At 47.0% G+C, this 25,973-nt stretch carries 24 protein-coding genes, 7 tRNA genes and 3 rRNA genes; 28 read left to right on the forward strand and 6 right to left on the reverse strand.

Annotated elements, in window-relative coordinates; genetic code table 11:
* From FD960_RS00095 to priA, 7 genes are all read left to right on the forward strand, one after another.
* Complete coding sequence (locus tag FD960_RS00095; protein WP_215299183.1) at positions 1 to 537, forward strand: F0F1 ATP synthase subunit delta; 537 nt, start codon at positions 1 to 3, stop codon at positions 535 to 537.
* Between the two features lie 45 nt (positions 538 to 582).
* On the forward strand, positions 583 to 2,124 hold the full coding sequence (gene atpA, locus FD960_RS00100) for a F0F1 ATP synthase subunit alpha (protein ID WP_215299184.1): 1,542 nt from the start codon (positions 583 to 585) through the stop codon (positions 2,122 to 2,124).
* Between the two features lie 17 nt (positions 2,125 to 2,141).
* Entirely contained in the window at positions 2,142 to 3,011 is an 870-nt protein-coding gene (atpG, locus tag FD960_RS00105) for a F0F1 ATP synthase subunit gamma (protein WP_215299185.1), read from the forward strand.
* A 55-nt stretch (positions 3,012 to 3,066) separates the two neighbouring features.
* Positions 3,067 to 4,467, forward strand: a complete 1,401-nt coding sequence (gene atpD, locus FD960_RS00110) for a F0F1 ATP synthase subunit beta (RefSeq protein WP_062306980.1) — start codon at positions 3,067 to 3,069, stop codon at positions 4,465 to 4,467.
* Positions 4,468 to 4,488: 21 nt separating this feature from the next.
* Complete coding sequence (locus tag FD960_RS00115) at positions 4,489 to 4,905, forward strand: F0F1 ATP synthase subunit epsilon (RefSeq protein ID WP_215299186.1); 417 nt, start codon at positions 4,489 to 4,491, stop codon at positions 4,903 to 4,905.
* Between the two features lie 9 nt (positions 4,906 to 4,914).
* The gene (hemE, locus tag FD960_RS00120; RefSeq protein ID WP_215300487.1) at positions 4,915 to 6,033 is read left to right on the forward strand and encodes a uroporphyrinogen decarboxylase; all 1,119 of its coding nucleotides are present in this window, start codon (positions 4,915 to 4,917) and stop codon (positions 6,031 to 6,033) included.
* Between the two features lie 260 nt (positions 6,034 to 6,293).
* Positions 6,294 to 8,417 (forward strand): primosomal protein N', encoded by a 2,124-nt coding sequence (gene priA / locus FD960_RS00125; RefSeq protein WP_251369797.1) that lies wholly within the window; start codon positions 6,294 to 6,296, stop codon positions 8,415 to 8,417.
* On the opposite strand, the gene gcvH is transcribed toward priA, so the two are convergent.
* Positions 8,414 to 8,806, reverse strand: a complete 393-nt coding sequence (gene gcvH / locus FD960_RS00130; RefSeq protein ID WP_215299187.1) for a glycine cleavage system protein GcvH — start codon at positions 8,804 to 8,806, stop codon at positions 8,414 to 8,416. The two genes, priA and gcvH, sit on opposite strands and share 4 nt — an antisense overlap.
* 79 nt (positions 8,807 to 8,885) lie before the next feature.
* Here gcvH and FD960_RS00135 point away from each other — a divergent pair, with 79 nt between their 5' ends.
* On the forward strand, positions 8,886 to 9,518 hold the full coding sequence (locus FD960_RS00135; RefSeq protein ID WP_215300491.1) for an MBL fold metallo-hydrolase: 633 nt from the start codon (positions 8,886 to 8,888) through the stop codon (positions 9,516 to 9,518).
* 32 nt (positions 9,519 to 9,550) lie between these two features.
* Here FD960_RS00135 and FD960_RS00140 read toward each other — a convergent pair whose 3' ends face one another.
* The 3 genes from FD960_RS00140 to FD960_RS00150 form a co-directional block, all read right to left on the reverse strand.
* The gene (locus tag FD960_RS00140; RefSeq protein WP_129560400.1) at positions 9,551 to 9,736 is read right to left on the reverse strand and encodes a hypothetical protein; all 186 of its coding nucleotides are present in this window, start codon (positions 9,734 to 9,736) and stop codon (positions 9,551 to 9,553) included.
* Positions 9,737 to 9,777: 41 nt separating this feature from the next.
* Complete coding sequence (locus FD960_RS00145) at positions 9,778 to 10,920, reverse strand: fatty acid desaturase (RefSeq protein ID WP_371817432.1); 1,143 nt, start codon at positions 10,918 to 10,920, stop codon at positions 9,778 to 9,780.
* Positions 10,921 to 11,001: 81 nt separating this feature from the next.
* A tRNA-Arg gene (locus tag FD960_RS00150) sits at positions 11,002 to 11,077 on the reverse strand.
* Between the two features lie 105 nt (positions 11,078 to 11,182).
* On the opposite strand from FD960_RS00150, the gene FD960_RS00155 reads away from it, so the two are divergent.
* Positions 11,183 to 11,674 carry a cytochrome c5 family protein gene (locus FD960_RS00155; RefSeq protein WP_215299188.1) on the forward strand — a complete coding sequence of 164 codons (492 nt, stop codon included), beginning with the start codon at positions 11,183 to 11,185 and terminating at the stop codon, positions 11,672 to 11,674.
* 42 nt (positions 11,675 to 11,716) lie between these two features.
* Here the strand turns inward: FD960_RS00155 and rsmI are convergent, their stop codons facing one another.
* Positions 11,717 to 12,622 (reverse strand): 16S rRNA (cytidine(1402)-2'-O)-methyltransferase, encoded by a 906-nt coding sequence (gene rsmI / locus FD960_RS00160; protein ID WP_215299189.1) that lies wholly within the window; start codon positions 12,620 to 12,622, stop codon positions 11,717 to 11,719.
* Between the two features lie 105 nt (positions 12,623 to 12,727).
* Between rsmI and FD960_RS00165 the strand changes: the two genes are divergently transcribed.
* The 3 genes from FD960_RS00165 to FD960_RS00175 are packed head-to-tail and all read left to right on the forward strand — an operon-like array spanning position 12,728 to position 14,377.
* A complete protein-coding gene (locus tag FD960_RS00165) occupies positions 12,728 to 13,330 on the forward strand; it encodes a phosphoheptose isomerase (RefSeq protein WP_215299190.1) in 603 nt (200 codons plus the stop codon).
* A gap of 27 nt (positions 13,331 to 13,357) precedes the next feature.
* Complete coding sequence (locus tag FD960_RS00170) at positions 13,358 to 14,005, forward strand: BON domain-containing protein (RefSeq protein WP_215299191.1); 648 nt, start codon at positions 13,358 to 13,360, stop codon at positions 14,003 to 14,005.
* Positions 14,006 to 14,023: 18 nt separating this feature from the next.
* Positions 14,024 to 14,377 carry a c-type cytochrome gene (locus FD960_RS00175; protein ID WP_215299192.1) on the forward strand — a complete coding sequence of 118 codons (354 nt, stop codon included), beginning with the start codon at positions 14,024 to 14,026 and terminating at the stop codon, positions 14,375 to 14,377.
* Positions 14,378 to 14,387: 10 nt separating this feature from the next.
* Here FD960_RS00175 and FD960_RS00180 read toward each other — a convergent pair whose 3' ends face one another.
* Positions 14,388 to 15,044 carry a GNAT family N-acetyltransferase gene (locus FD960_RS00180; protein WP_215299193.1) on the reverse strand — a complete coding sequence of 219 codons (657 nt, stop codon included), beginning with the start codon at positions 15,042 to 15,044 and terminating at the stop codon, positions 14,388 to 14,390.
* A 495-nt stretch (positions 15,045 to 15,539) separates the two neighbouring features.
* On the opposite strand from FD960_RS00180, the gene FD960_RS00185 reads away from it, so the two are divergent.
* The 16 genes from FD960_RS00185 to rplL all read left to right on the forward strand — a co-directional run bounded on the left by FD960_RS00185 (position 15,540) and on the right by rplL (position 25,945).
* Positions 15,540 to 17,072, forward strand: a 16S ribosomal RNA gene (locus FD960_RS00185).
* A gap of 58 nt (positions 17,073 to 17,130) precedes the next feature.
* A tRNA-Ile gene (locus FD960_RS00190) sits at positions 17,131 to 17,207 on the forward strand.
* A gap of 30 nt (positions 17,208 to 17,237) precedes the next feature.
* Positions 17,238 to 17,313, forward strand: a tRNA-Ala gene (locus FD960_RS00195).
* Between the two features lie 268 nt (positions 17,314 to 17,581).
* A 23S ribosomal RNA gene (locus FD960_RS00200) occupies positions 17,582 to 20,455 on the forward strand.
* A 106-nt stretch (positions 20,456 to 20,561) separates the two neighbouring features.
* Positions 20,562 to 20,675: ribosomal RNA gene (gene rrf, locus FD960_RS00205) — 5S ribosomal RNA — on the forward strand.
* The 16S, 23S and 5S rRNA genes sit together here with 5 tRNA genes alongside, the layout of an rRNA operon.
* A 112-nt stretch (positions 20,676 to 20,787) precedes the next feature.
* A tRNA-Tyr gene (locus FD960_RS00210) sits at positions 20,788 to 20,872 on the forward strand.
* 5 nt (positions 20,873 to 20,877) lie between these two features.
* Positions 20,878 to 20,951 (forward strand) — tRNA-Gly (locus FD960_RS00215).
* A 21-nt stretch (positions 20,952 to 20,972) separates the two neighbouring features.
* Positions 20,973 to 21,047, forward strand: a tRNA-Thr gene (locus FD960_RS00220).
* A 70-nt stretch (positions 21,048 to 21,117) separates the two neighbouring features.
* On the forward strand, positions 21,118 to 22,308 hold the full coding sequence (tuf, locus tag FD960_RS00225; RefSeq protein WP_215299194.1) for an elongation factor Tu: 1,191 nt from the start codon (positions 21,118 to 21,120) through the stop codon (positions 22,306 to 22,308).
* Between the two features lie 12 nt (positions 22,309 to 22,320).
* Positions 22,321 to 22,396: transfer RNA gene (locus FD960_RS00230), tRNA-Trp, on the forward strand.
* Positions 22,397 to 22,415: 19 nt separating this feature from the next.
* Positions 22,416 to 22,793 carry a preprotein translocase subunit SecE gene (secE, locus tag FD960_RS00235; RefSeq protein ID WP_215299195.1) on the forward strand — a complete coding sequence of 126 codons (378 nt, stop codon included), beginning with the start codon at positions 22,416 to 22,418 and terminating at the stop codon, positions 22,791 to 22,793.
* A gap of 10 nt (positions 22,794 to 22,803) precedes the next feature.
* On the forward strand, positions 22,804 to 23,376 hold the full coding sequence (gene nusG, locus FD960_RS00240; protein ID WP_215299196.1) for a transcription termination/antitermination protein NusG: 573 nt from the start codon (positions 22,804 to 22,806) through the stop codon (positions 23,374 to 23,376).
* Between the two features lie 154 nt (positions 23,377 to 23,530).
* Entirely contained in the window at positions 23,531 to 23,962 is a 432-nt protein-coding gene (gene rplK / locus FD960_RS00245; RefSeq protein ID WP_011901890.1) for a 50S ribosomal protein L11, read from the forward strand.
* Between the two features lie 2 nt (positions 23,963 to 23,964).
* Complete coding sequence (gene rplA / locus FD960_RS00250) at positions 23,965 to 24,666, forward strand: 50S ribosomal protein L1 (RefSeq protein WP_215299197.1); 702 nt, start codon at positions 23,965 to 23,967, stop codon at positions 24,664 to 24,666.
* A gap of 235 nt (positions 24,667 to 24,901) precedes the next feature.
* A complete protein-coding gene (gene rplJ / locus FD960_RS00255) occupies positions 24,902 to 25,534 on the forward strand; it encodes a 50S ribosomal protein L10 (RefSeq protein ID WP_215299198.1) in 633 nt (210 codons plus the stop codon).
* A 36-nt stretch (positions 25,535 to 25,570) separates the two neighbouring features.
* Entirely contained in the window at positions 25,571 to 25,945 is a 375-nt protein-coding gene (gene rplL, locus FD960_RS00260; protein WP_215299199.1) for a 50S ribosomal protein L7/L12, read from the forward strand.
* Positions 25,946 to 25,973: the final 28 nt, after the last annotated feature.

Below are 25,973 nucleotides of genomic sequence, written 5' to 3' on the forward strand. Positions count from 1 at the left end.
ATGGCTGAATTAGCCACGATTGCACGCCCTTATGCTGAAGCGCTTTTTCAAAGCGCCAAGCCTGCTGAGCTTGCTGGTTGTTTAGAGCAGTTAAATGAATTGGCGCAATTGGCAGAATTGCCGGAAGTTGCCGTTCTATCAAACAATCCAAAAGTATCCGCAGATGATTTAAGTAAATTGCTTTCCGGCATGGTGAAGACAAAGCTGGACGGCAAAATCTCGAGCTTTTTGAGTCTTGTAAATCAAAACCACCGCTTAGCTGCAGTCCCTGAAATTGCGCGTCAATTTGAGGCGATGAAGAATAAGAGCGAAGGTGCAGCAGAAGTAATGATTACTAGCGCATTCCCATTAGAGGGTTCTGCGCTAAATGATTTGTTGTCAAGTTTGAAGAAGCGCTTTGGGGGTAAAGAATTGCGCCCAACTATCCAAGTGGATCCAACACTGATTGGCGGAGTTCGCATTCAGGTTGGAGATGAAGTGTTGGATAGTTCAGTTAAGGCACAGTTAGCTCAAATGCAAGCAAGTCTTGGCGCATAAGTTATCCCTATTAAGAACATACGAAATAAGACCCAGGAGTAAGTAATGCAACTCAATCCTTCCGAGATCAGCGAGCTGATCAAAAGCCGAATTAGCGAAATGGGTGTCGACTCCCAACTTCGCAACGAAGGCACTGTAATTTCAGTGACCGACGGTATTTGCCGCGTACATGGCTTGTCTGGTGTGATGCAGGGCGAAATGTTGGAATTCCCAAACAACACAATCGGCCTCGCGTTGAACCTTGAGCGTGATTCAGTTGGTGCTGTGGTGTTGGGTGAATACACCCACATTAAAGAAGGCGATCCAGTGAAATGTACTGGCCGCATTTTGGAAGTTCCAGTTGGTCCAGAGTTGCTCGGTCGCGTAGTAAACGCACTCGGTCAGCCTATTGACGGAAAAGGTCCGATCAATACTAAGTTGACTGACTTTATTGAAAAAGTTGCCCCAGGCGTTATCGCTCGTCAATCTGTTAGCCAGCCAGTTCAAACTGGTTTGAAGGCGATTGATGCGATGGTTCCAATCGGCCGCGGTCAGCGCGAGTTGATCATTGGCGACCGTCAAACTGGTAAGACAGCGGTTGCGGTTGACGCGATCATTAACCAAAAAGGTAAAGGCGTATATTGCGTTTACGTTGCGATTGGTCAAAAAGCTTCCACCATTGCTAACGTTGTTCGCAAGCTCACAGAGCTAGGCGCAATGGAATATACCGTTGTTGTTGCAGCAAGTGCTTCTGAGTCTGCAGCGATGCAGTACCTCTCAGCGTATGCTGGTTGCACAATGGGCGAATACTTCCGCGATCGCGGTGAAGATGCCTTGATCGTTTATGACGATTTAACAAAACAAGCGGTTGCATACCGTCAGATTTCTTTGCTATTGCGTCGCCCACCAGGTCGCGAAGCTTACCCTGGCGATGTGTTCTATCTCCACTCACGTTTGCTTGAGCGTGCTGCTCGTGTAAATGCTGAGTATGTTGAGAAATTTACAAATGGTTCTGTAAAAGGTAAGACAGGTTCTTTAACTGCATTGCCAATTATTGAAACTCAAGCGGGTGACGTTTCTGCATTCGTTCCAACCAATGTGATTTCGATTACAGACGGTCAGATCTTCTTGGAAACTGACTTGTTTAACGCGGGTGTACGTCCTGCGATTAACGCTGGTATTTCTGTTTCACGTGTTGGTGGTGCTGCACAAACTAAAGTCATTAAGAAATTGTCTGGCGGTATTCGTACCGACTTGGCACAGTATCGAGAATTGGCAGCGTTTGCCCAGTTCGCTTCTGACCTGGACGAAGCAACCCGCAAGCAATTAGAGCGTGGTCGTCGCGTTACTGAATTGTGTAAGCAAGCGCAGTACAAGCCATTGCAAGTTTGGGAAATGGCTGCGTCATTGTTCGCAGTTAACAATGGTTACTTTGATGACCTCGAAGTGAAGAACGTATTGGCATTCGAAAAAGGTTTGCAAGATCATTTGAAATCTAAGTACGCTGATTTAGTGGCGCGTATTGAAGAAACCAAAGACTTGAGCAAAGATGACGAAGCTGCTTTGCGTGCTGCAATTGAGGATTACAAGCGTTCAGCCTCTTTCTAAGAGGGCTCGCATAAATCATGGCAAGCACAAAAGAGATACGATCAAAGATCAAGAGCGTGCAAAACACGCGCAAGATCACGAAGGCAATGGAAATGGTCGCCGCATCCAAGATGCGTCGCGCCCAGGAGCGCATGCGTAATGCGCGTCCATACGCTGAAAAAATTCGTGAGATTGTTGCTAATCTTTCTAAAGCAAATCCTGAGTTCCGCCCTGCTTACATGGCAACTCGCGAAGTCAAGAAAATTGGCACGATTTTGGTTACAACAGACAAGGGCTTATGCGGCGGCTTGAACACCAACGTATTGCGTCTGATTGCAAACCAAGTGCGCGACATGGAGGCAACGAATATTGGCATTGAATACACTGCCATCGGTTCAAAAGGCCTTCAGTTTTTAAATCGCTCAAAAGCAAAGTTGATTTCTCAAACAATCCAAATTGGCGATACGCCACATATGGATGTTTTGATTGGCGCGATCACCGCCCAATTAGAAGCGTTTGAGCGCGGCGAGATTGATGCTGTTTATTTGGCATATACCCGCTTTGTTAACGCAATGAAGCAAGAGCCAGTATTAGAAAAGCTCTTGCCTTTGGAGCCAGCAGCTTTAACTCCAGAAGAAAAAGTAGGAAATTCTTGGGATTACATTTACGAGCCTGATGCAGAGTCCATTTTGAATGGACTATTAAAGCGCTACGTAGAAGCAATGATTTATCAAGCTGTTGCTGAAAACATGGCTTCAGAACAATCTGCTCGCATGGTCTCAATGAAGGCCGCTTCAGATAATGCGAAGAATGTCATTGGCGAATTGCAATTGGATTACAACAAAACACGACAGGCTGCTATTACTAAAGAGTTGTCAGAGATTGTTGGCGGAGCGGCTGCGGTTTAAGCGGTCAGCGTTTAAGAATACGAAAGAATTCAGGAATTAAAAGCGGAGAAATGCGATGAGTAACGGAAATATCGTGCAATGTATCGGTCCAGTGGTGGACATTCAGTTCCCACGCGACAAAATGCCAAACATTTATGATGCGTTGACATTAGTTGAAAGCGGCGAAAAATCATTTGCTGAAAAGGGTTTAACCTTCGAAGTTCAGCAACAGATCGGCGATGGCGTAGTTCGCGCAATTGCGATGGGTGCAAGCGATGGATTGCGTCGCGGCATGGAAGTTGCTTCCACTGGCAAGCCAATTTCTGTACCAGTTGGCCCAGCTACACTCGGTCGCATTATGGACGTTTTGGGTCGCCCAATTGATGATGCAGGCCCTATTGCTACTGAAGAGCGTCGCGCTATTCACCAACCAGCGCCGAAGTTTGATGAGCTCTCACCTTCTGTTGACTTGCTCGAGACCGGTATTAAGGTGATCGACTTAGTTTGCCCGTTTGCTAAAGGCGGTAAGGTTGGCTTGTTCGGTGGTGCGGGTGTTGGTAAGACCGTGAACATGATGGAATTGATTAACAACATCGCTAAGCAACACTCAGGTTTGTCTGTGTTTGCCGGTGTTGGTGAGCGTACTCGTGAAGGTAATGACTTCTATCACGAGATGAAAGAATCTAACGTTATCGACAAAGTGGCGATGGTGTTTGGTCAAATGAACGAACCTCCTGGCAACCGTTTGCGCGTTGCGTTGACAGGTTTGACAATGGCTGAAGCGTTCCGTGACGAAGGTCGTGACATTTTGTTCTTCGTTGACAATATTTATCGCTACACACTAGCTGGTACTGAAGTTTCTGCATTGCTCGGTCGTATGCCTTCAGCTGTGGGTTACCAACCTACATTGGCTGAAGAAATGGGTAAGTTGCAAGAGCGTATTACCTCAACTAAGACTGGCTCTGTTACATCTATTCAGGCCGTTTACGTTCCTGCGGATGACTTGACAGATCCATCACCAGCAACAACCTTCTTGCACTTAGACTCCACCGTGGTGTTGTCACGTGACATCGCTGCTTTGGGTATCTACCCAGCGGTTGATCCATTGGATTCAACAAGCCGTCAGCTCGACCCACAAGTGGTTGGTCAAGAGCACTATGAAGTAGCTCGTGATGTACAGATGACATTGCAACGTTACAAAGAATTGCGCGACATTATTGCAATTTTGGGTATGGACGAGTTGTCACCAGAAGACAAATTGGCTGTATCACGCGCACGTAAGATTCAGCGTTTCTTGTCCCAACCTTTCCACGTTGCGGAAGTGTTTACTGGTTCACCAGGCAAATACGTGCCATTGAAAGAAACTATTCGTGGTTTCAAAATGATTTGCAGCGGCGAATTGGATCACTTGCCTGAGCAAGCGTTCTACATGGTGGGTTCAATTGATGAAGCCATCGAGAAAGCTAAGAAGCTTTAATCGAACTCATCTAGGGAAATTATGTCAACCATACGCGTCGATGTAGTAAGTGCTGAGCAATCTATTTTCAGCGGTGAAGCCAAGTTTGTAGCGCTTCCTGGTGAAAGTGGTGAGCTCGGTATTTTGCGCGGCCACACTCCTTTGATTACACGTATTCGTCCGGGCTCAGTTCGTATTGAAAAAGCTGATGGTGATGAAGAGTTTGTATTCGTGGCGGGTGGCTATTTAGAAGTGCAGCCTGATCATGTAACCGTGCTGGCAGATACTGCTATTCGCGGGCATGACTTGGATGAAGCTAAAGCAACTGAAGCCAAGAAGCGTGCTGAAGAAGCAATGCAGAATCGTGGCACAGACTTTGATTTGGCCTTGGCTCAATCCGAGTTTGCAATGGCAGCGGCTCAGTTGGCAGCAATTGCACGTTTCCGTCGTAAAAAGTAAAAGCCGGTCATCTCCTTGTTGTTAAATGACCGGTTTTTAAAAGCCTGCTTGGGCGAAGCGGTTGATCAAACACCGCTTTGGCTCATGCGCCAGGCCGGTCGATATCTACCAGAGTACAACGCTACTCGCGCAAGAGCTGGAAGCTTTCTTGGCCTTGCGAAAAATCCAGCATATGCAACGGAAGTAACTCTCCAGCCATTGGATCGCTATCCTCTAGACGCTGCAATTTTATTTTCTGATATTTTGACCATTCCAGATGCAATGGGATTGGGTTTGAAATTTACTGCCGGCGAAGGCCCAAGTTTTGATCACCCTCTTCGCAATGAAGAGGCGGTGAAGAAATTGCGCGCAGCTGACATGAATGAGCTCAAATATGTATTTGATGCCGTTTCTGAAATTCGTAAAGCGTTAATTCAGGACGGCAAGCAGCGCGTTCCATTGATTGGTTTTTCCGGTAGTCCATGGACATTGGCGTGCTACATGATTGATGGCTCCAGTTCAGACGATTTTCGTCATGCCAAAACCATGATGTTTAGTCGCCCCGATTTGTTGCAACATATTTTGGATATCAACGCCCAGTCGGTAGCTGCATACTTAACTGAACAGGTTAAGGCTGGCGCACAAGCGCTGATGATTTTTGATACTTGGGGTGGCATGCTTCCAGATGGTTGGTATCAAAAAATGTCTTTGGCCTCAATGCAAAAAGTAATCTCTTTGTTGCCGCGCGAGCATGACGGCAGAAAAATTCCGGTCATCATGTTTACTAAAGGCGGCGCAATTTGGCTAAACGATATGGCTCAAGTTGGCGCGGATGTCATTGCGGTAGATTGGACAATGTCGCTCGGACGCGCACGAAAACAGCTGTTAGAAATCAATAAGCCTTTAGCACTCCAGGGAAATCTTGATCCGCTGATATTATTTTCAGAGCCAAAGCAGGTAGCCGCTGCTGCAAGTTTGGTATTAGAGGATTTGGCTGGTGCTCCAGCCCTTAAGCCAGGCCTGCATGCACTGGATGGGCATATATTTAATCTCGGCCATGGGATTAATCAGTTCACGCCTCCGGAAAGCGTCACCGCCCTATCTGAGGCGGTAATCTCCACATCAAAAGCCCTTCGGGCCAAGCAATAATCCCAAGTAATTGCTAACTTTGGCTAAAAATTTAGCTAAAGTTATGCACAGATACGTGCAGAGACATAAATACAGTGAGATTCATGAGAAATATGAACATTCACTTTTAATAAGCATTGTAAATAACTGATTTATATGTATATTTACCAAATTCAGCAATTTAAGCCTCTAATCACTATCCTATAAAATAACAAAAGATTTTCGAATCTTTGAATGATATCCACAGACTTATCCACAAGCAAAGCTGGAAATTTTAGGAAATGATAGATAAGCCCATAGTGGTTCAGGTGGTCCTCGATAAGCCTCTAGCGCAAGGCTTTGATTACCTATGGGATGCTCAAAAATTAGGCAAATTACCAGAAATTGGGCAACTGGTAGATGTGCCATTTGGAAGATCAAAAGCGGTGGGTGTTGTCATTAAAGTTAGCGATCACTCCGAATTTGATATAGAAAAACTAAAAACAGTAAATCAGATTGCACCATTGCCCCCGTTGGATTCTGCTCTCCTGGCGCTGATGAATTTCGCGAGTCAATATTACGTACATTCATTGGGCGAAACCATTTTGCCGGCCATTCCACAGATGTGGAAAAAAGCGGATGAATGGGAAAAGATCCCCAGAAAACTAGAATTAGCAGAAAAAAAGAAAATAAAAAAAGAGATTGCGGCAGAGGGTTTGATTACCGAGGCGCAGCTAAATCCAAATCAAAAACAAGCATTACAAGATTTGTTAAATAACACAGGACAATCATTTCGTGCAATTTTGTTGCAGGGCCAAACAGGAAGCGGAAAGACTGCGGTTTTTTTAAACTGGCTAGCAAGCATCCTGAAAGATGAGAAAGCGCAAGTGTTATTACTTGTGCCGGAAATTAATTTGACACCGCAACTAGAGCGAAGGGTTCGCGCCTACTTTCCAGACAAAACGATGGCGGTGCTACATAGTGGCGTCAGCGAAAAGAAAAGAGGGATCGCTTGGTTAGAAGCGATGACGGGAAAGGCGCAAATCATTTTGGGGACGCGCTTGGCAGCATTAACACCCATGCCAAATTTACGTGCGATTGTTGTGGATGAAGAGCACGATCCTTCATACAAACAACAAGAGGGAACGCGTTACTCTGCAAGAGATTTAGCCATATGGCGAGCACATGATCGGAAAATTCCAATTTTGCTTTCCTCGGCAACGCCATCTTTAGAGACTTGGATGGCTGCACAGGCTGGTCGCTATGAGTACATACGCCTTGATCAACGAGCGCGAGGTGCAAGCTTACCCAGAGTACATTTGATTAATACGCGTGATCCACAAAATCAATTTAGTCATGGTGATGTTAGCGCGCCCAAGGAAAAAAGCTTAATTACAAAAACTTTAGCGAACGCAATATCAAAAGCACTCGAGGCAAAAAAACAAAGCTTAATTTTGATTAATCGCCGTGGCTATGCTCCAGTACTGAGTTGCAACGCTTGCAACTGGCTATCAAAGTGCACGCAATGTTCCACTTACACGGTAATGCACAAGGCGGGCGCATTAGGTAGGCGCGCCGTATTAAGTTGTCATCATTGCGGCTTGGTGAGTCCTATCCCAAACCACTGTCCAGATTGTGGCAATGCCGATTTAAAAACGCTGGGTCATGGTACGCAAAAGCTGGAAGATGCCATAGAGAAAATGTGGCCTCAAGCAAGAGTGCTCAGAGTCGACACGGATTCAAGCAGAAAGAGTAAGGGAGCGGAGGCGCTCTTTCAGGAAATTCATGAAGGTAATGTTGATATTGTGGTGGGCACTCAAATGATTGCCAAGGGGCATGACTATCAAAACATCGGTTTGGTTGCAGTGCTAGATGCAGATAGTCGACTCTATTCCGCTGACTTCAGGGCTGCAGAGAGATTATTTGCGCAGTTGGTACAGGTTGCGGGACGTGCTGGAAGATCGGGTGTGGATGGCGAAGAAAGTGGCGCCATTATGATTGAAACACAATATCCGGAATCGCCCGTATTTCAATATCTCTTGCGTCATGATGTTGATGGATTTTTAGCGTTTACAGCAAACGAAAGAGAGGAGGCTGCATTGCCGCCTTACTCTTATCAGGCTTTAATTCATGCGGAAGCGAAGAGTTTAGAAAAGGCCATACGGTTTTTAAATGAACTCAAAGGGCGCTTAAAGAATAGAGGCATGATGACACGAGAATTAAGGGTGTATGACCCCGTACCCAAGCCAGTGATGCGTGTTGCTGGTTCAGAGCGCGCCCAGCTAGTGATTGAGTCTGCAAATCGAAAAGTGTTGCAAGAAACACTAGAAATGATTGATCAAGATTTACGACAAGATTCTCAAGGCCGAATTAGTAAGACCTCGCGCATTCGATGGTTGATAGAGCGCGATCCAATCGCTATTTAAGCTCCGGCGCTCGAGCTGTATTTTTCAAGACTCATCAAATTATTTAAATCTGCATTTAGGGTCGCTTCAGATGATGGTTTAATTTTGAAAAGCCATACTGCATACGGCTTTTCATTCACGATCTCAGGGCTGGCATCCATTTCATCATTGAGCTCAATAATTTCACCACTAATTGGCGCATGAATATCGCTAGCTGCTTTGACTGATTCAATGACGGCGATTGCCTCACCTTGCTTCACTTGCTGGCCGATTTTAGGCGCCTGAAAAAACATGACATCACCTAAGGCTTCTTGAGCATGATTGCTAATTCCAACCCAAATGAGGCCGTCATCTTCTACGCTTGCCCACTCGTGTGTTTCTGCTAATTTAAAGGTGTCTTGTGTTTTCATGTCTTATCCAGTGAGACATATTCTAGCTTCTTTGCCATAAACTAGTGGCTTAACTATTTAAGGCCTTATATTCATGCCAATCAAATTAGGAATTGTTCCCGTTACACCATTTGAGCAAAATTGTTCGATCTTAGTTTGCCAAGAGACCGGAGATGCTGCTGTCGTCGATCCGGGCGGAGATATAGACAAAATTCTTGATGGCGTTAAGCAGATGGGGGGCACAGTAAAAAAGATTTTGTTGACGCATGGCCACCTGGATCACTGTGCGGCAGCAAAAGATTTATCCGATCAGCTAGGCGTACCTATTGAGGGCCCCCAAATCGACGAACAGTTTTGGTTGGATCAGTTGCCCGAGCAAACAGTGCGCTTTGGTTTTGGCCATGCGAAAGCTTTTGTACCAACGCGCTGGTTAGAAGATGGTGATCACGTGCAGGTTGGTAATGTTGATTTAGAGGTTCTACATTGCCCAGGCCATACACCTGGTCATGTTGTGTTTTTTGATAAAGAAGATCGTTTGGCTTTGGTGGGTGACGTGCTATTTGCGGGATCAATCGGCAGAACCGATTTTCCTCGCGGCAATCATGCAGACCTCATTAATGCCATTAAGACTAAGTTATGGCCGCTGGGCGATGATGTGCAGTTTGTTCCAGGCCATGGCCCAATGTCGACATTTGGCAAAGAGCGCCAAACAAATCCCTACGTAGGAGATTAGGGGATAAAAAGCAAAAACCTAATTTTATTTAATTAGGTTTTTGCTGAGCCAGTGCGGTGTGTGCGGTTGTACAAACAGCTCGCGCAAATCCAGCGCTGCTTGCGGTTGCTTGTCGGAATCCATGTGCCACCCTCCAGACGCTTCTCGCGACTGCAAGAAGAGCAAAATTTAAGGCTCTGGGATGTATCTTGGGTAGCAGCTGGAGTCGAGGTAGTCATGGGCAATCCGGGTAATCCAAATCTTGTACAGAGGGTCTATTTTACCCGTTTTGTGCGCCTGGGACCGGACTTAGAACAACTCTGACTGAATCAGCTGTCTTATTGCCATCGAAATCGAGCCAAGCCTTATTTTCAAAGTCATAGAGCTTGCACTTGCGGGCGGTATCGAAATACCAAGACCAAGAGAACTTTTGTACAAAAATACGCTCTGGAAGGATGGTTTCCAGGGTATTTTGAGCCTCTTGCAGTCGATAGAGAGGGACGCTCATATCCACGTGATGGGCAGTATGCTCCATGATGTGGTGCATTAACGAACCCCAAATCCCGTTAAAGGTCAAATGGACGGTTGTGGAGACAAATGGCTGGGCACGCAACCATTCAGACTTCTTGTCGTACCAAGACACTGATGGGTGGGTATGGTGCACGTAGACCACAAAACCGATCATGCCGTTCCAGAACAAGAATGGGATGGCAAAGCCTGTAATAAGTCCCGCCCAAACAGATTGGCCTGTAGCGATAGCGCCAGCAATCAAGCACGCAATCCAGATGATGGCAAAACCAGTAACCAATAGATTGTCTTTGAGGAAGATTGGGCGGTCGCCAGGTTTATTTTTGGCATTTGGGAAATACTCACGTCTCCACCAGATCTCTATGAGGTAGTAGAAAACAGGGCCCCAGCCACTGCGGTAAAGGCGCTCAAGCGCTTTGCGCCAGGCTGGTAGTGCATCGAACTCTGCCTTTGAGAGAGGCGCCCAAACAAAGTCGAATCCCTTTAAGTTGGTTTGACCGTGATGAACAACGTTATGACCTACATCCCATAGACTATAAGGCGTTAGGGATGGGAGAAAAGCGATGCGACCTAATATTTTGTTCAACTCACGGTGCTGAGTAAAGCTTTGATGGCAGGCGTCATGGCCCAAAATAAAGATGCGACCTGTAACAAAGCCCGCGATTACGCCAAAGATGATCTTAAGTAAGATACTTTCAACAAAAATAGTTCCAGCAATACAGCCCAGCCATAAGGCGGCATCAATTACTAAAAGCATGATGGCTTTTGCTGTTTCCCCTTTTGCCATGGGAATCAACCAGCTACGGATGATTTTTCGGTGTGGCAATGGCAGATCAGGAGCCAAAGGATTAGCCATAGAGGGCTCAGTAAGGGATGAATTTAGGTGATTTGACATGTTAAGAATCAATAAGTTAGGTGCAAATGATAGCCTTTTTCACGATTTCACGCATGATGTAGGTCAAAAAACACCCTAGTTTGGCGCGCCCGGCAGGAATCGAACCTGCGACCCTTGGCTTCGGAGGCCAATACTCTATCCACTGAGCTACGGGCGCCAGCAGTAAAAACGGTAACTTCGCTATTGTAAGTGCCTAAACCCCTGCGCTCTCGTTATAATCTCGGCAAAGTAACCCTACAACCCGTCAAACGATAAAAGTCATATGAGCGAAGAGCACGGAAACCTAATTAAGTCCCCCAAACAATTGATCATCATGGTGTTCGCAAGCTTTTTTGTGCCCTTGATCATTATTCTGTTGCTAATGGTATTTGTTAATAATGGCAAACGCGCAGATTCCTCTGCCTCTGCTGAGCAATTAATTAAGCCAGTGGCCCAATTAAATTTCAAAGATGCTAGCGCTCCACGTCAATTGCAGACGGGTGAGCAGGTCTATAAAACAGTTTGTTCTTCATGCCATGCAACTGGTGCGGCTGGTGCGCCGAAGTTTGGTGATGCGGCTGCTTGGGCACCTCGCCTGGGCAAGGGCTACGATGGCTTATTAAGCTCTGTACTCAAAGGCAAGGGCGCGATGCCTGCCCGTGGCGGCTCTAGCCCAGCGGATGTGAGTGATTACGAGCTTGGCCGTGCGGTTGTGTATTTAGCAAATTCCGCAGGCGGTAAGTTGGCAGAGCCTAAAGCGCCCACTGAAAAGTAATTCTTCTTTGCTCCAATAAAAAGCTGGCTCTATGCCGGCTTTTTATTTTTTCTCAGTTTGTGCTTTTGCATCTAGCGCAACTTGATAAGCTTCTTTCTTGCTTAGACCTAAGGTTTGCGAAAGCACCGCGGCGATTTCTTTGCTTCCAAGATACGGGCCCAATGCATTTGCCCAAAGAAGTAGTGAAGCGTGCTCTGGAGCCTCGTCTGCGCTGGCTTGGCGCCCTGCAACCAAAACAACAAATTCGCCCTTAAGACTTTCCGCTGTTTCTAGCCATCCTGGAATTTCTGAAGCTTGCAGTGACACTAGCTGCTCGAATTTTTTTGTCAGCTCCCTACCAACGAGGATTTGTCGATCAGATTCAAGGTGCTTATTTAAGCTCGTTAGCGTTTCTTTGATCTGATGTGGCGATTCAAAAAAAATACTAGTTTTTGAATTAGTGCGAATGTCCTGAATTAGCAAATCTCGATCTTTTGTCTTATTGGGCCAAAAGCCAAGAAACTGAAAGCGCCCTTCCGATGGCAGCATTACGGATCCACTTGCGGAGATTGCGGAAGATACTGCGCTTGCACCGGGAATGGGGATGATGCGAAAGCCCGCATTTTGAACGGCGTTGACCAGTCTCGCGCCGGGATCAGAAACGCCTGGTGTGCCCGCATCGGAGATGTACGCCCAACGCTCGCCCTGGGCGAGATGTTGAATAACCGTTTGTGCCCCTGCTATTTCATTGTGCTCATGGAGGGCCAGACACTTTTTATGAATACCAAAGTGTTGCAATAGGGGCGCGCTATGTCTGGTGTCTTCGCAAGCTATCCCATCCACTGAGTTGAGAACATGCAGCGCTCTTAGAGTGATATCACCCATATTCCCGATGGGGGTGGCGACCATATAGAGTGCTCCAGCAGGCAGATCCTGTTGTTTTAGAAATTCAAAGGAGCTTAGTTCCATGGGGGTCTTTTTGCATAAGAAGTGTTAATAAGTAAGAGCATACGTTGCTTTTGGTCGAACCGGCATGCTTGCGTAATTGCTTGTACTTTGGCGCATAATAATGCGATGGATAAAGATACCCTCGAACGTTTGCGCGCTCGCGCATCCCAACATTTCTTAGACAGCATTGCCGTTAAGCAAGAAGCTGAGAAAATTCTCCCTGAACAAGTTGCACGTGGTGTAGTAGCTATGACTGAGTGTTTGCGCGCCGGCGGAAAAGTAATGGCCTGCGGTAACGGCGGCTCTGCTGCAGATGCGCAACATTTCTCCGCTGAATTGATTGGCCGATTTGAAAGAGAGCGCCAAGAGTTAGCTGCAATCGCACTGACAACCGACACGTCAATTTTGACAGCGGTCGGTAATGATTACAGCTATGACGAAATATTTAGCAAGCAAGTGCGCGGTCTTGGTAAGAAAGGCGACATCTTGTTGGGAATCTCTACTTCTGGAAATTCAAAAAATGTAGTGAAGGCAATTGAAGCCGCCAAGAAAATGGGAATCAAAATTATTGCGCTCACGGGTAATGGTGGCGGAAAAATCGCAACACTGCTTGATGCCGATGACATTCATCTTTGCGCACCTTCTACGCGCACTGCTCGGATTCAAGAAACCCATCTAGTTTTACTGCATAGCCTATGCGATGGCGTAGATCATTTGCTGCTCGATTAATCGTTTCACATTTGGAAGGCGTCCGCCATGCGTATTAAATTATTCGCAAAAGTATTAGCCGCATTAACCCTCACTTCTTTTTTGTCTTCATGCGCAGTAGTTGCAGTAGGCGGCGTTGCTGCCGGAGCTAGTGTCATGGCCGATCGGCGCACGCCGGCTGTACAGGCGATCGACAAGGGCATTGGATTAGAGGTAGAGAATGCTCTTGACAAGAAATTTGGCGATAGCGCACATATCAACGTCACATCATTTAATCAGAAGGTATTGTTGACTGGCGAAGTAAAAGACGCTGATATGAAAGAGCAAGCGGCAGCGTATGCTAAGGCAAATAAAAATGTTCGCTCGGTTTTTAATGAGCTAGTCATCGGCCCAGTAAGCACATACAGCGCTCGTGCAAATGATTCTTATCTTGAATCAAAAATTAAAACCCAAATGATCTTTACAGATAAGTTGCCGTCCAACTCAATGACAATTGTTGCTGAAGGTAGCAGCGTTTATCTGATGGGAATTTTGACGGAGAACGAGGCGGAGATTGCTAAGAAAGTGGCAAGCAATACCAACGGAGTAAAAGATGTTTATGCCTACTTCGATATTATTTCTGAAGCAGAAAAGACTCGCCTAGAGAAGCAAGGTAAGGCTGATGAATCTCAACCAACTAGCCCACCAAAATACTAATCATCGATTTTGATTCACATGGTTTTGATCAAGCGATATGCGCGTTGTGTACTCGCGGTCGCCATACTCGCTTCTTGTTCTGCGCGCGCGCTTGCTGATACTGATGCAACAAGCGCACAGCGCATTGCAAAACAAAATGCCTGCTTAGGTTGTCATGCAGTAAATAAAAAAATTGTTGGCCCAAGCTTTCAAGATGTTGCAAAAAAATATGCAACTGATCCAAACGCAAAAGTGTTTTTGAAAAACAAAATACTGAAAGGTGGCTCAGGATCATGGGGTGTTGTGCCCATGCCGGCTAACGCCAAATTAAGTGATGTAGATCTATCGTTGTTGGTGGCCTGGGTCTTGCTCGGTGCGCCAAATGGAAACTAAGAAGCGCAAATTAAGAAGCGTTTGTAGGTCTTCCTAAGAACCACCACCACGCTTCATTAGAGCGCTTGAGGTTTTCTTTAAGCGCATAGTCAAAGTCTGCCCACTGCTTATTAGCGGCCTCCTCCACAATCGTTGCTGGATTAGCTGGTGGCAGTTTTAAGTAAGCATCTGCATCGCCGTAGGCGTATTCAACACGCATACCGGCCTTCTGGGCCAGATGCATCATGGCTTTGTTATTCGCAAGGCAATGCACAAACAGAGTTTCAATGCGGGTGTTTCTTGAATGCACAGCGGCGCGGGCCAATAAGGCAGTGCCTATCCCTTGCCCCCGGCCATTGGGGAGAACAGAGACTCCAAACTCCGCAGCTTGTGATTGACCCTCAACCTTGGGTAGATAGGCCAGATGAGCCATGCCCACGAGGTGGAGTTGAGAATCAAAGCTGCCAAATACGGCATCCTTATTGAAGTCCAGACGCTCAACATAGTGCTCAATTACCTCATCGGGCGTTTGAGTACCAAAGCGCAAGCGACGATCCTCTTCATTTAATAGTAAAAGGTGCCGCAAAATCTCTTCTCTATGGCCCGCATGAAGTTCACGAACAGGCACAACGAGGCCCGCCATATATGGCTTACCAGGTAAGTGACCGTTAGCTAATTTATTGTGCATAGCAATATAGTAGCAGAAATCATCAGAAATAACAGGGTTTTCCCTAGGTATTGGATTTAACGATGAAAAAAGCAACAAAACATCAAAAATTGGGGGTGCCTCGGGATAAGTTTTCGCAAAGATAAAGAAAAAACCGAATATTTTGAAAAAAAGTTGAAAATATTTTCAATAGATAACCCACTGTTTTTAAAGGGTTTATTTCAACAATCAGAAAAAACTTCATCTTTTTTAAGAAAAAGACTACGAAAGGTGTTGACGGACCCAAAAAATGGGTATAAAGTCTCATCTCTCTGCTGCAACGTTTTAACGAAATACAAAAACGAAACAGCCCTCTTTAAAAATTAGTCAACCGATAATTGTGGGTACTAAGTGAAAGCATCCAGTCCTTCGGGACAGATGTAAATAAATAGTACTCATAGACAGTAAAAAGATTTGGTTTTATTACCAAGTCAATTTCTTGAATGAGTGCGACGATCCGCAAGGATCACAGGAATTGAACTGAAGAGTTTGATCCTGGCTCAGATTGAACGCTGGCGGCATGCCTTACACATGCAAGTCGAACGGCAGCACGGGTGCTTGCACCTGGTGGCGAGTGGCGAACGGGTGAGTAATACATCGGAACGTACCTTATCGTGGGGGATAACGCAGCGAAAGCTGTGCTAATACCGCATACGCCCTGAGGGGGAAAGCGGGGGATCGAAAGACCTCGCGCGATTAGAGCGGCCGATGCCTGATTAGCTAGTTGGTGGGGTAAAAGCCCACCAAGGCGACGATCAGTAGCTGGTCTGAGAGGACGATCAGCCACACTGGGACTGAGACACGGCCCAGACTCCTACGGGAGGCAGCAGTGGGGAATTTTGGACAATGGGGGAAACCCTGATCCAGCAATGCCGCGTGAGTGAAGAAGGCCTTCGGGTTGTAAAGCTCTTTTGTCAGGGAAGAAACACCGGCTCTAACACAGTCCGGGAATGACGGTACCTGAAGAATAAGCACCGGCTAACTACGTGCCAGCAGCCGCGGTAATACGTAGGGTGCGAGCGTTAATCGGAATTACTGGGCGTAAAGCGTGCGCAGGCGGTTATACAAGACAGGCGTGAAATCCCCGGGCTTAACCTGGGAATGGCGCCTGTGACTGTATAGCTAGAGTGTGTCAGAGGGGGGTAGAATTCCACGTGTAGCAGTGAAATGCGTAGATATGTGGAGGAATACCAATGGCGAAGGCAGCCCCCTGGGATAACACTGACGCTCATGCACGAAAGCGTGGGGAGCAAACAGGATTAGATACCCTGGTAGTCCACGCCCTAAACGATGCTGACTAGTTGTTCGGGATTTACATCCTGAGTAACGTAGCTAACGCGTGAAGTCAGCCGCCTGGGGAGTACGGTCGCAAGATTAAAACTCAAAGGAATTGACGGGGACCCGCACAAGCGGTGGATGATGTGGATTAATTCGATGCAACGCGAAAAACCTTACCTACCCTTGACATGTCACTAACGAAGTAGAGATACATTAGGTGCCCGTAAGGGAAAGTGAACACAGGTGCTGCATGGCTGTCGTCAGCTCGTGTCGTGAGATGTTGGGTTAAGTCCCGCAACGAGCGCAACCCTTGTCTTTAGTTGCTACGCAAGAGCACTCTAAAGAGACTGCCGGTGACAAACCGGAGGAAGGTGGGGATGACGTCAAGTCCTCATGGCCCTTATGGGTAGGGCTTCACACGTCATACAATGGTGCATACAGAGGGTTGCCAACCCGCGAGGGGGAGCTAATCTCAGAAAATGCATCGTAGTCCGGATCGTAGTCTGCAACTCGACTACGTGAAGCTGGAATCGCTAGTAATCGCGGATCAGAATGTCGCGGTGAATACGTTCCCGGGTCTTGTACACACCGCCCGTCATACCATGGGAGTGGGTTTTGCCAGAAGCCGTTAGCCTAACCGCAAGGAGGGCGACTGCCACGGCAGGGTTCATGACTGGGGTAAAGTCGTAACAAGGTAGCCGTATCGGAAGGTGCGGCTGGATCACCTCCTTTCTAGAGAAAGATGCTGGAGCTATAGTGCCCACACTTATCGGTTGACAATAAAAGCCACGGGTCTGTAGCTCAGCTGGTTAGAGCACTGTGTTGATAACGCAGGGGTCGTAGGTTCAAGTCCTACCAGACCCACCACCAGCCAGAAACAAGACTTAGTGGGACGTTGGGGGATTAGCTCAGCTGGGAGAGCACCTGCTTTGCAAGCAGGGGGTCGTCGGTTCGATCCCGTCATCCTCCACCATCATCTAAATGTCAAAACTAAGCGAACATTTAATCGTTTAGTTTTGCCATTTATGGCTGTTCTTTAAAAATTTGAGTAAGCAAAGTGTCAAATGTTTCTTTGAGAGGACATTTGACAATGTAATAAGGGTAAAGATTGAATCATCAATCAGTAATATCAAACGAGTTTTACCAAGTTCTTAACAAAGTACTTACAGTTTGGATTACGGCAAACATGTCAGAAGTAGAAGTAAACCTGTAACAGGTACTAGCAATGGTGCTCGTTATAGGATCAAGTGAATAAGTGCACATGATGGATGCCTTGGCGATTACAGGCGACGAAAGACGTTATAACCTGCGATAAGCCCCGGGGAGCTGGTAAATAAGCTTTGATCCGGGGATTTCTGAATGGGGAAACCCACCACTTTTGTGGTATCCATACCTGAATACATAGGGTATGAGAAGCGAACCTCGTGAACTGAAACATCTAAGTAGCGAGAGGAAAAGACATCAACCGAGATTCCCAGAGTAGTGGCGAGCGAAATGGGAAGAGCCTTCTAGTGATAGCTCAGTAATTAACAGAATGGAATGGAAAGTCCAACAATAAAGGGTGATAGTCCCGTATGTGAAAATTATTGGGTGGTACTAGGCTAGAGACAAGTAGGGCGGGACACGTGAAATCCTGTCTGAATATGGGGGGACCATCCTCCAAGGCTAAATACTCGTAATCGACCGATAGTGAACAAGTACCGTGAGGGAAAGGCGAAAAGAACCCCGGGAGGGGAGTGAAATAGATCCTGAAATTGTGTGCATACAAACAGTAGGAGCCTCGTAAGGGGTGACTGCGTACCTTTTGTATAATGGGTCAGCGACTTACATTCAGTAGCAAGCTTAACCGAATAGGGAAGGCGTAGCGAAAGCGAGTCCGAATAGGGCGCTAGTTGCTGGGTGTAGACCCGAAACCAGTTGATCTATCCATGGCCAGGTTGAAGGTGCGGTAACACGTACTGGAGGACCGAACCCACTAACGTTGAAAAGTTAGGGGATGAGCTGTGGATAGGGGTGAAAGGCTAAACAAAACTGGAAATAGCTGGTTCTCTCCGAAAACTATTTAGGTAGTGCCTCGTGTATCACTGTAGGGGGTAGAGCACTGTCATGGTAGTGGGGTCCATTGCGGATTACTGCGCCATAGCAAACTCCGAATACCTACAAGTGCAAGCACGGGAGACAGACATCGGGTGCTAACGTCCGGTGTCAAGAGGGAAACAACCCAGACCGCCAGCTAAGGTCCCTAATATATGCTAAGTGGGAAACGAAGTGGGAAGGCTAAAACAGTCAGGAGGTTGGCTTAGAAGCAGCCATCCTTTAAAGAAAGCGTAATAGCTCACTGATCGAGTCGTCCTGCGCGGAAGATGTAACGGGGCTAAGCATATAACCGAAGCTGCGGATCACAGTAATGTGATGGTAGGAGAGCGTTCTGTAAGCCTGTGAAGGTGTCTTGTAAAGGATGCTGGAGGTATCAGAAGTGCGAATGCTGACATGAGTAGCGATAAAGGGGGTGAAAAGCCCCCTCGCCGTAAGCCCAAGGTTTCCTGTTCAACGTTCATCGGAACAGGGTGAGTCGGCCCCTAAGGCGAGGCAGAGATGCGTAGCTGATGGGAACAAGGTTAATATTCCTTGACCATTGTTAGATGCGATGGGGGGACGGATCGCGGAAAGTTGTCCGGGTGTTGGAAGTCCCGGTTCTTGCGTTGGAGATGGCTATTAGGTAAATCCGGTAGCGTAATTCAAGGGCGTGAGACGAGCGAATTTATTCGCGAAGCAATTGGAAGTGGTTCCAAGAAAAGCCTCTAAGCTTCAGTCTAACAAGACCGTACCGCAAACCGACACAGGTGGGCGAGATGAGTATTCTAAGGCGCTTGAGAGAACTCAGGAGAAGGAACTCGGCAAATTTGCACCGTAACTTCGGGATAAGGTGCGCCCTGGTAGTTTGACCCTGTACAAGGGGAGGACGAAAGGGTTGCAATAAAAAGGTGGCTGCGACTGTTTAATAAAAACACAGCACTCTGCAAACACGAAAGTGGACGTATAGGGTGTGACGCCTGCCCGGTGCTGGAAGATTAAATGATGGGGTGCAAGCTCTTGATTGAAGTCCCAGTAAACGGCGGCCGTAACTATAACGGTCCTAAGGTAGCGAAATTCCTTGTCGGGTAAGTTCCGACCTGCACGAATGGCGTAACGATGGCCACACTGTCTCCTCCTGAGACTCAGCGAAGTTGAAATGTTTGTGATGATGCAATCTACCCGTGGCTAGACGGAAAGACCCCATGAACCTTTACTGTAGCTTTGCATTGGACTTTGAACCGGTCTGTGTAGGATAGGTGGGAGGCGTTGAAAGCGGGATGCTAGTTCCGCTGGAGCCAACCTTGAAATACCACCCTGGTTTGTTTGAGGTTCTAACCTTGGCCCGTTATCCGGGTCGGGAACAGTGCATGGTAGGCAGTTTGACTGGGGCGGTCTCCTCCCAAAGTGTAACGGAGGAGTACGAAGGTACGCTTGGTACGGTCGGACATCGTACCTAAAGTGCAATGGCAAAAGCGTGCTTAACTGCGAGACCGACAAGTCGAGCAGGTGCGAAAGCAGGTCATAGTGATCCGGTGGTTCTGTATGGAAGGGCCATCGCTCAACGGATAAAAGGTACTCTGGGGATAACAGGCTGATACCGCCCAAGAGTTCATATCGACGGCGGTGTTTGGCACCTCGATGTCGGCTCATCTCATCCTGGGGCTGTAGCCGGTCCCAAGGGTATGGCTGTTCGCCATTTAAAGAGGTACGTGAGCTGGGTTTAAAACGTCGTGAGACAGTTTGGTCCCTATCTGCCATGGGCGTTGGAGATTTGACGGGGGCTGCTCCTAGTACGAGAGGACCGGAGTGGACGTACCGCTGGTGTACCTGTTGTTTCGCCAGAAGCATCGCAGGGTAGCTATGTACGGAAGAGATAACCGCTGAAAGCATCTAAGCGGGAAACTTGCCTGAAGATGAGATCTCCCGTAGGTTTAACCTACATAAAGGGTCGTTGAAGACCACAACGTTGATAGGTCGGGTGTGGAAGCGCAGTAATGCGTTAAGCTAACCGATACTAATTGCCCGTTAGGCTTGATCCTATAACCAGCACTATTGTGTTGGATGTTTGCCAGATTTAATCTGCATCCTTAATTACATGCTTACTCAAATAGAGTTGTTGATTTATCAGCAACTCGACCCTCTACGCCCGGTGACCATAGCAAGTTGGAACCACTCCTTCCCATCCCGAACAGGACAGTGAAACGACTTTACGCCGATGATAGTGCGGATTACCCGTGTGAAAGTAGGTAACTGCCGGGCACCAATGCGACGCCCAGACCCTCTTAGGTCTGGGCGTTTTTACTTGTGCAAAGCGTTTTGAGGTTTTAGAGATTGACAGAAACTCCATTTGGAGTCAGAATATTGGGTTCGCGGAGGGGTGTCCGAGCGGCTAAAGGAGGCAGACTGTAAATCTGTTGGCTATGCCTACGTAGGTTCGAATCCTACCCCCTCCACCAGATGTGCGGGATTAGTTTAATGGTAAAACAGCAGATTTCCAATCTTCGGTCAAGAGTTCGATTCTCTTATCCCGCTCCAGTATTAACAGCATTTGATTTAGCCCATGTGGCTCAGTGGTAGAGCACTCCCTTGGTAAGGGAGAGGTCGGCAGTTCGATCCTGCCCATGGGCACCAGGCTATGTAGTAAGTATTAATTTTAAATTTCGTGTGTTGGTTTAAGAGTTAACTAAAGGCAGACAAAAAAATGGCAAAAGAAAAGTTTGAGCGGACAAAACCGCACGTAAACGTTGGCACAATCGGTCACGTTGACCACGGTAAAACTACATTGACAGCAGCGATCGCTACAGTGCTCTCAAAAGCATTCGGTGGCGAAGCAAAAGCATACGATCAGATCGATGCTGCTCCAGAAGAAAAAGCACGTGGTATTACGATTAACACAGCACACGTTGAGTACGAGACAGCAAATCGTCACTACGCACACGTTGATTGCCCAGGACATGCTGACTACGTTAAGAACATGATTACTGGTGCTGCTCAGATGGACGGCGCGATTCTAGTTTGCTCCGCTGCTGACGGCCCAATGCCACAAACTCGTGAGCACATCCTCTTGGCACGCCAAGTTGGTGTTCCTTACATCGTCGTATTTTTGAATAAGTGCGACATGGTTGACGATCCTGAGTTGTTAGAGCTCGTAGAAATGGAAGTTCGTGAACTTCTTTCTAAGTATGACTTCCCAGGCGATGACACACCAATCGTTCAAGGTTCTGCTAAGTTAGCGCTTGAAGGCGACGAAGGCCCATTGGGTAAAGAAGCCATCATGAAGTTGGCTGAAGCTTTAGATACATACATCCCAACTCCAGAGCGTGCTGTTGACGGCGCGTTCTTGATGCCAGTAGAAGACGTGTTCTCTATCTCCGGTCGCGGTACTGTAGTGACTGGTCGTATCGAGCGCGGTATTGTTAAAGTTGGTGAAGAGATTGAAATCGTTGGTATCAAACCAACTCTCAAAACAACTTGTACTGGTGTTGAAATGTTCCGTAAATTGCTCGACCAAGGTCAAGCAGGCGATAACGTTGGTATCTTGTTACGCGGTACAAAACGTGAAGAAGTTGAGCGCGGCCAAGTATTGGCTAAGCCAGGTTCAATCACCCCACATACTCACTTTACAGCCGAGGTTTACATCTTGGGTAAAGACGAAGGTGGCCGTCATACTCCATTCTTTAACAACTATCGTCCACAGTTCTACTTCCGTACAACGGACGTAACTGGTTCAATCGAGTTGCCAAAAGACAAAGAAATGGTAATGCCTGGTGATAACGTCACGATTACCGTAAAACTCATCGCTCCAATCGCGATGGAAGAAGGTTTACGTTTTGCGATCCGTGAAGGTGGCCGTACTGTTGGCGCCGGCGTGGTTGCAAAGATTTTGGCTTAATAGTTTTAATAAAGGGGTGTAGCTCAATTGGCAGAGCGTTGGTCTCCAAAACCAAAGGTTGGGGGTTCGATGCCCTCCGCCCCTGCCACGATTTGAACTGAAAGTATATGTCTCAACAAACAGCAAGCCACTCTGAAGAAAAGAGCAGCTGGGTCTCCGGACTCGCTGCTCTCATTGTCGTTGCAGCGCTAGTTCTGTACTACACGCTCGTCGATCAATCTTTATTAGTTAGACTGGCTGTTTTGTTTGGTGGCATTGCTGCTGCAGTTTTGATTGTGGCAATTTCTCCTGATGGACGTCGTTTTATCCATTACGCAAAAGATTCTTGGTACGAGGTAAAAAAGGTTGTTTGGCCAACTCGTAAAGAGACAACCCAAATGACTCTAGTCGTATTTGGCTTTGTTCTGATCATGTCCCTCTTCTTGTGGATTGCAGACAAATTAATTGAATGGCTAGTTTTTTCAGTCTTCTTAGGCTGGAAGTGAGTAAGAAAAAATGATTGATTCAGAATTGGCCTCAAATCCACAAGCTACTGGCAATATGCGTTGGTATGTTATTCATGCTTATTCCGGAATGGAAAAGAGCGTAAAAAGAGGCTTGGAAGAGCGCATTGCTCGTTCAGGCATGGCGGATAAATTTGGCCGTATTTTGGTTCCATCCGAAGAAGTTGTTGAGATCAAGTCTGGCACTAAATCCGTGTCTGAGCGCCGTTTCTTCCCAGGATATGTCCTGATTGAGATGGAAATGACCGATGAAAGCTGGCATTTGGTTAAAAACACACCAAAAGTCACTGGATTCGTAGGGGGCGTAAGAAACCGTCCAAGCCCAATTTCTACTGCAGAAGTCACCAAAATCATGGATCAAATGCAGGCTGGGGTGGATAAACCTAAGCCTAAGACCTTGTTTGAGGTGGGTGAGATGGTTCGCGTTAAAGAAGGTCCGTTTACAGACTTCAACGGAAACGTTGAAGAAGTGAACTACGAGAAGTCAAGATTGCGCGTTTCTGTTACAATTTTTGGCCGCGGTACCCCAGTTGAGCTGGAGTTCGGCCAGGTAGAAAAGATGTAAAAAACTCCGTTTTAGCGGTGTTTTGTAGCAATAGTAGTGTTTTTTAGAGGTTAGCAATAACCGAGGAGCGGAGCTAGAAAGCCAAAAACTAGCAAAGCGTTTACTCAACAGCGGTCTTTCCTAATCAGGTTAGGCGCGCTTTTAGGAGCAATCAATGGCAAAAAAGATCATTGGCTTTATTAAGCTGCAGATCCCTGCAGGTAAAGCAAATCCATCACCTCCCGTAGGTCCAGCTTTGGGTCAACGCGGTCTCAATATTATGGAATTCTGTAAGGCGTTTAATGCTCAAACTCAGAGCATGGAACCAGGCCTTCCAATTCCAGTCGTGATTACAGCGTTTGCTGATAAGAGCTTCACATTCATCATGAAGACTCCTCCGGCAACCATCATGATTAAGAAGGCTGCAAAGATCGAAAAAGGATCACCACGTCCCCATACCGATAAGGTAGGAAAAATTACTCGTGCTCAAGCAGAAGAAATTGCTAAAGCAAAAATGCCAGATTTGACAGCGGCTGATATGGATGCAGCTGTAAGAACAATCGCTGGTAGCGCCCGTTCCATGGGCATCACTGTGGAAGGTCTCTAATCATGACTAAATTATCTAAGCGTTTAAAAGCAATCGAATCTAAGGTTGATCGCAATAAGTTTTACGCATTGGAAGAGGCGTTGAATCTTGTTAAAGAGTGTGCAACTGCTAAATTCGATGAGTCTATCGACGTTGCTGTTCAGTTGGGTATTGATGCTAAGAAATCTGACCAAGTTGTGCGTGGCGCAGTTGTGCTCCCAGCTGGTACAGGCAAGCATGTACGTGTGGCGGTATTTGCACAAGGCGAAAAAGCTGAACAAGCTAAAGCTGCCGGTGCAGAAATCGTTGGAATGGAAGATTTGGCAGAGCAAATCAAGGGCGGCAAGATCGACTTTGATATTTTGATCGCATCTCCAGACACAATGAAAATCGTTGGTACTTTAGGTCAAGTATTGGGCCCACGTGGTTTGATGCCGAATCCAAAAGTTGGAACTGTTACTCCTGACGTTGCTACTGCAGTTAAAAATGCAAAAGCGGGTCAAGTCCAATTCCGTGTGGACAAAGCCGGTATCGTGCACGCAAGTATTGGCCGTCGTTCATTCGAGCCAGCAGCATTGAAATCCAACTTGCTCGCATTGCTTGAAGCTTTGAACAAAGCTAAGCCACCTGCATCTAAAGGTGTTTATTTAAAGAAGGTTGCCGTAAGCAGCACCATGGGTGCAGGCGTACGTGTAGACCAAGCATCGATACAAGCCGCTCAGTAATAGGCTTGTAGCAAAAAGAACTTTGGGTCGACTCCCGCTCTTTGAGTGAGAGTCGAACATCAAAGACCGTTGGCGGATTGGTTTGCTTACATAGAAATTAATTCTTAATCGTTACGAGAGTAATGGCCAGCGCAGATGGCGACCCTGAAAAAATTTCACAAGATTCTTGTGACAAATGATCAGACGCTGGTGTGTAACCCCAACTGGAAACAGTTGGTTTTTTAGGAGTTAAACCGTGCCTTTGAATGTACAAGACAAAAAAGCGATTGTTGCTGATGTCGGCGCTCAATTGGCTGGAGCTCAAACAGTCGTGCTCGCAGAATACCGTGGTATTCCAGTAGAGCAGTTGACTAAGCTGCGTGCTAGCGCACGTGACCAAGGTGTATATCTTCGCGTTTTGAAGAACACATTGGCACGCCGTGCTGCACAAGGCACACAGTTTGAGCCCCTTGCTGATTCGATGGTTGGCCCCTTGATTTACGGCATCTCTGCTGATCCGATTGCTTCGGCAAAAGTATTGCAGAACTTTGCTAAGACTCAAGACCTGCTAGTCATTAAAGCTGGCTTATATAACGGCAAGTTGTTAGACGTTGCAGGCGTAAAAGCCCTCGCAACTATTCCAAGCCGCGACGAGTTGTTATCTCAGTTGTTGGGTGTCATGTTGGCCCCAGTTTCTGCAATGGCTCGCGTATTGGGCGCAGTAGCAGCACAAAAGGCAGCTGGAGCACCTGCTCCCGCGGCAGCACCTGTAGAAGCAGCAGCCCCAGCAGCAGTAGCCGCTGAAGCCGCTCCTGAAGCAGCCGCTGAGCCTGCAGCCGCAGCCCCAGAAGCTGGAACAGAAGCAAACGAAACCCCTGCCGCTGAATAAGCGACAGATTAACTATTTAAGTATTAGGAGCTAAAAATGGCGATTACTAAAGAAGAAATCATTGATGCAGTAGGTAGCATGTCCGTTATGGATTTGAACGACTTGGTAAAAGCGTTCGAAGAGAAGTTTGGCGTTTCAGCTGCAGCTATGGCTGTTGCTGGTCCTGCTGGTGCAGCTGGCGGCGCTGCTGCTGAAGAGCAAACTGAATTCACTGTAAACCTCGTAGAAGCTGGTGCAAACAAGGTTTCAGTAATTAAGGCTGTTCGCGAAATCACTGGTCTTGGTTTGAAAGAAGCTAAAGACTTAGTTGACGGCGCACCAAAGCCAATCAAAGAAGGCGTTGACAAGAAGACTGCCGAAGAAGCCAAGAAGAAGCTTGAAGAAGCTGGCGCTAAAGCAGAACTCAAGTAATACAAACTCAGTTAGCGCCCCTCAAAAG

The organism is Polynucleobacter sp. AP-Nino-20-G2, assembly GCF_018688235.1.
Classification (GTDB): domain Bacteria; phylum Pseudomonadota; class Gammaproteobacteria; order Burkholderiales; family Burkholderiaceae; genus Polynucleobacter.